Origin of the sequence: Candidatus Sororendozoicomonas aggregata, assembly GCF_031528575.1 — a bacterium.
GTDB classification, from domain to species: domain Bacteria; phylum Pseudomonadota; class Gammaproteobacteria; order Pseudomonadales; family Endozoicomonadaceae; genus Endonucleibacter; species Endonucleibacter aggregata.
The window spans coordinates 1-4,170 of record NZ_JAVLSP010000161.1 but is presented as its reverse complement, the minus strand read 5'-3'; the positions used below and the strand labels follow the sequence as shown (position 1 = coordinate 4,170).

Here is a 4,170-nt window from a genome sequence, read left to right as displayed (position 1 = left end):
GTTTTTTAATACCAGATTGGCCAAGCCATTTAAGTGGACTTACAAAGCTCGGCCATTGGTAGCATAGAGGGGATGGATATTAGAGCTTGGCACCACTAGTGATTCCAATGGCATTGCTTAAGAAGCTGTTCATGCTCGAACAGCTTCCATAGCAGAACGTCTTTGTTAGCGCAGATAGATGACAGTAATCGTCTACATATCGCTCTTTATATCGCTCTTTATATCGCTCTTTAGTAAAAGCGCCTTAAAACGTCGTTGTTTTTCTTCCTGGCTCAATGGTTCCGGGGCAGACTCATTTGAAGTGAGAGGACTCGTATCAAACGGCACCTCTTTGGCGGTTGAGGGTGGCTGAGAGGGGGTAAGATCCAGCAGATAATGCTCCAGCACATCAAGGGCTTCCAGTAATCCCACGGTGTCAGGGTGGTCTTTATCGAGCTTTTCAATTTTACCCAGCAAAGAGCGGATAATCTGCTGAACCCGTTCTGTCGGCACGGTATTGTTGTTGTCTTCAAGCCACTGTCTGGCTGAAGCACCATTAGTAGACATAGCAATCTTCCGTTATTTATTCCACAGGCTGTGTTGGCATCACTATTTGTTGCTCACTTGTTGCTCACGTGTTGCTCACGCTAAACCATCAAAAGAAAGAAACCCCTACTGATAAAGGGTTACATCCTTAACGCCTGCTTCCTGAAACCCTTTCTGACGATAGCGACAGCTGTCACATAAACCGCAGGCTCTGCCTTCATCGTCAGCCTGGTAACAAGAAACCGTGATACTGTAGTCAACGCCCAGGCGCTGACCTTCTTGAATAATCTCGGCTTTGGTGAGCGTTAACAGCGGCGCGCGAATGTGAAAGTGGTCACCTTCAACCCCGGCTTTGGTCGCCAGGTTTGCCATTTTTTCAAAGGCATGAAGGTATTCGGGTCGACAGTCCGGGTAGCCTGAATAGTCCACATCATTGGCACCAATAAAAATATCCCTGGCATTGATCACTTCAGCCCAGCCCAATGCCAGGGAAAGGAAAATGGTATTTCGGGCAGGTACATAGGTGATGGGGATGTCTGTTCCGGGTTTGTCAGGCACATCAATGGCGTCTTCAGTCAGCGCTGACCCGCCGATATCCCTGAGCCCCAATGTCAACACCTTATGGGCTTTTGCTCCAAAGGCGTCAGCGACGCGCTCAGAGGCAGCCAGCTCAGAGCGATGGCGCTGACCATAGTCAAAGCTGACTGTGTAACACTCATAGCCTTGATCCCGCGCTATGGCCAGGACGGTGCTGGAGTCCAGGCCGCCAGACAGTAAGATTACCGCTTTTTTTGTCATCATCGACCTCCTGTATCGTTAAACACCCGCTTTATCACCCCAGATAATTCGGTGTAGCTGTAACTGAAAGCGCACATTCAAATGATCATTCAATATCCACTGGGCGAGTCGCTCAGGCTTTAAAACGTTAGCAACGGGCGAAAACAGCACATCAGAAACCCGTTGTTCCAGCTGGTATTCAATCAGCTTTGATACTGACCATTCATAATCGGTACGATCGGCAATGACAAATTTCACCTGATCTTTTGCATCAAGGTAGCTGATATTTTCATACAGGTTGCGGGATACTTCGCCAGAGCCTGGCGCCTTCAGATCCATAACCTTGACAACACGCGGGTCAACATCAGCAAGGGACAGGGCACCACTGGTTTCCAGAGAAACCTCAAAACCTTCATCTGCTAACCGGTGTAACAGAGGGACGCAATTAGGCTGTGCCAGGGGCTCTCCACCTGTCACCGTGACATAGCGAGCCTGGTGACGCCTGACCTCGGCAACAATGGCGTCCAGTGTCATCCTCTCTCCACCATGAAAGGCATACTCCGTATCACACCAGTTACAGCGCAGTGGGCAGCCCGTCAGGCGGATAAACACGGTCGGTAGACCGGATGTCCGGGTTTCTCCCTGAAGGGAGTAAAATATTTCAGTAATTCGTAAGGTTTCGCTTGTCATCCGGCTACCACTTATTGATCAGGCGCTTATGGTAGTCAGCCTGGGTGTGTAGTGCAATAATCAATCGGCTGCCATGGGAGAAGCTCTGAAAAATACCCCCTGTCCTTTTTTGTAGCGCTACCTTCTATGCTGTTTTCTATGCCGTTTCCTGGGCTGTTTCCTCTGCTGTTTGCTGTTTTTTTGAGACTTCCAGAATCTTTTTCTCAATGTACTCACCGCGCGAAGCCTCATCAATTTCACCGCCGAGGGCATTGATCAAATCGGTGAGCAGCTTACGCAAGGTCAGTGTCATTACTGAGAAGTCAGCATCGAACTGTTCAGCCGCCGTTTCAGCATTGATGGCATCCAGTTGATCCTGAATCACTTCAGTAAATTTGAGCTTGCGAATCACCAGGTCATCCCCTAATACAAAGGTCAGGGCATCATCCCAACTTAACGCCAGTTTACTTACTTGTTTGCCGGCATCGAGATGACCGGTGATCTCTTCAGCGGTTAACTCTTGCTTACTGGCCTTGATTTGCCCACCTTCGTCACCGGGTTCGCGAAGTTCGCACTCATCGCCCAGCGCAAATGGCACAGGTAGCACCGCCTTTGGTGATAGCCACTGGGTCATAAAGTGTGAAGGGGCGTTTTTCACAGGGGGATTGATAACCGGCAAACTGCCAATGCTGTCGCGCAAACAGCTGGTGAGTTCTTCCGCTTTATTGTGAGAAGAGGCATCCACAATGAGCCAGCCTTCCTGCCGGTCAATATAGGCTGAAATCGTCTGATGGCGGGTAAAAGCGCGCGGCAGCAACGTCATCAGGATATCGTCTTTGAGTAGTTTCTTTTCTTTACTGGCAACTTTTCGGTTTTGTTCCTGTTCAATGGTCTCAATCTTTTCATCCAGTGCATCGCGAATAACGCTCGCGGGCAGAATTTTTTCCTCCTTGCGTGCCGTGATGATGATGAAATCACCGGCGCTGTGGGTCAGCATGTCACCATGGCGACCCAGAGGTGGTACCCATCCGTAAGTACTGATGTCTTGGCTGCCACAAGGCTTGAAGCATTTTGCTGTCAGCTTTTCTTCCAGCTCATCAGCAGTGAGGGTAAACGGTTGAGTGAAACGGTAGAAGATCAGGTGCTTAAACCACATAGCCATGTCCATTCATTAAAGAGCGATGGTTTATGGTAGCACTGACTATGGGAGGGCTGTCGATATCATTGATGCTTAAAATGATAGATACGGCAAACCGTCATGAAAAAAGTGTATAAAAACAGTTGCCTGAAGCGGGTAAGGGTGCTTATAATGCGCCGCGTTGCTAACAGACACAGCGACAACGACAGGCAAAAGGGTGATTAGCTCAGCTGGGAGAGCGTCTGCTTTACACGCAGAATGTCGGCGGTTCGATCCCGTCATCACCCACCATGTTAGCTTTAGTGTTATTGAAACATTAAAGCAAACGACTGTAGCGGACCGGTAGTTCAGTTGGTTAGAATGCCGGCCTGTCACGCCGGAGGTCGCGGGTTCGAGTCCCGTCCGGTCCGCCACTTATTCTACGCTTTCGAATGTGATCGGAAGAAAAACAAGGTTGCAATGCCTGGCCCTTCAGGTATAGTGCAAGCCCTTATACGGGGTGATTAGCTCAGCTGGGAGAGCGTCTGCTTTACACGCAGAATGTCGGCGGTTCGATCCCGTCATCACCCACCATAGTGGCTTTAGTGTTTTTAGTATTAATTGAAGCAGTAAAGCAAACGATTGTCGCGGACCGGTAGTTCAGCTGGTTAGAATGCCGGCCTGTCACGCCGGAGGTCGCGGGTTCGAGTCCCGTCCGGTCCGCCACTTATTAAAGCCCCTGAGACGAATGTTTCAGGGGCTTTTTTCGTTTCAGTCCTGTATTTACGGGGTGTTTTGCCGTTGTGCGGAGACTGGGAAAAACCGTTACACGTCCGGATTTTTCCCGTTTTGGGCGTTTTGGCCTCTTTTCTCTCTTTGACTGGAGGATTTTCAATTTCACCTCCTCCACTTTGACAAGTTGTAGAACTTACGCATTGATAGCGCCGACAAAAAATGGCCTTAGCCAGCCTTTTCCCTCTGATAAGTCCTTTATAAACTCCCAAGTGGCTTCTTTGAGGGCATCTTTTCTCACGCTGTAAATACTCGTTATTGACTCTGACACTTTCATGACCTGTAAGCAG

4 protein-coding genes and 4 tRNA genes are annotated in these 4,170 nt (G+C 49.3%); 4 read left to right on the top strand and 4 right to left on the bottom strand.

The features are described 5' to 3' along the window. Positions 1 to 192: 192 nt before the first annotated feature. The 4 genes from V4C51_RS17300 to rdgC form a co-directional block, all read right to left on the bottom strand. Complete coding sequence (locus tag V4C51_RS17300) at positions 193 to 546, bottom strand: hypothetical protein (protein WP_330927423.1); 354 nt, start codon at positions 544 to 546, stop codon at positions 193 to 195. Positions 547 to 651: 105 nt separating this feature from the next. Beyond that, entirely contained in the window at positions 652 to 1,326 is a 675-nt protein-coding gene (queC, locus tag V4C51_RS17295) for a 7-cyano-7-deazaguanine synthase QueC (RefSeq protein ID WP_330927422.1), read from the bottom strand. A gap of 15 nt (positions 1,327 to 1,341) precedes the next feature. Next, positions 1,342 to 1,992, bottom strand: a complete 651-nt coding sequence (gene queE, locus V4C51_RS17290) for a 7-carboxy-7-deazaguanine synthase QueE (RefSeq protein WP_330927421.1) — start codon at positions 1,990 to 1,992, stop codon at positions 1,342 to 1,344. 136 nt (positions 1,993 to 2,128) lie between these two features. Next, positions 2,129 to 3,127: a recombination-associated protein RdgC gene (gene rdgC / locus V4C51_RS17285; RefSeq protein WP_330927420.1), complete on the bottom strand. Its 999-nt coding sequence runs from the start codon at positions 3,125 to 3,127 to the stop codon at positions 2,129 to 2,131. Between the two features lie 197 nt (positions 3,128 to 3,324). Here rdgC and V4C51_RS17280 point away from each other — a divergent pair. The 4 genes from V4C51_RS17280 to V4C51_RS17265 all read left to right on the top strand — a co-directional run bounded on the left by V4C51_RS17280 (position 3,325) and on the right by V4C51_RS17265 (position 3,814). Next, positions 3,325 to 3,400, top strand: a tRNA-Val gene (locus tag V4C51_RS17280). 45 nt (positions 3,401 to 3,445) lie between these two features. After that, positions 3,446 to 3,522 (top strand) — tRNA-Asp (locus V4C51_RS17275). Positions 3,523 to 3,606: 84 nt separating this feature from the next. Then, positions 3,607 to 3,682 (top strand) — tRNA-Val (locus V4C51_RS17270). A gap of 55 nt (positions 3,683 to 3,737) precedes the next feature. After that, positions 3,738 to 3,814, top strand: a tRNA-Asp gene (locus V4C51_RS17265). Positions 3,815 to 4,170 lie beyond the last annotated feature (356 nt).

Coding starts and splice junctions, on each gene's coding strand:
- V4C51_RS17300 (WP_330927423.1), bottom strand. CDS start 546: ATGTCTACTAATGGTGCTTCAGCCAGACAGTGGCTTGAAGACAACAAC.
- rdgC (WP_330927420.1), bottom strand. CDS start 3,127: ATGTGGTTTAAGCACCTGATCTTCTACCGTTTCACTCAACCGTTTACC.
- queE (WP_330927421.1), bottom strand. CDS start 1,992: ATGACAAGCGAAACCTTACGAATTACTGAAATATTTTACTCCCTTCAG.
- queC (WP_330927422.1), bottom strand. CDS start 1,326: ATGATGACAAAAAAAGCGGTAATCTTACTGTCTGGCGGCCTGGACTCC.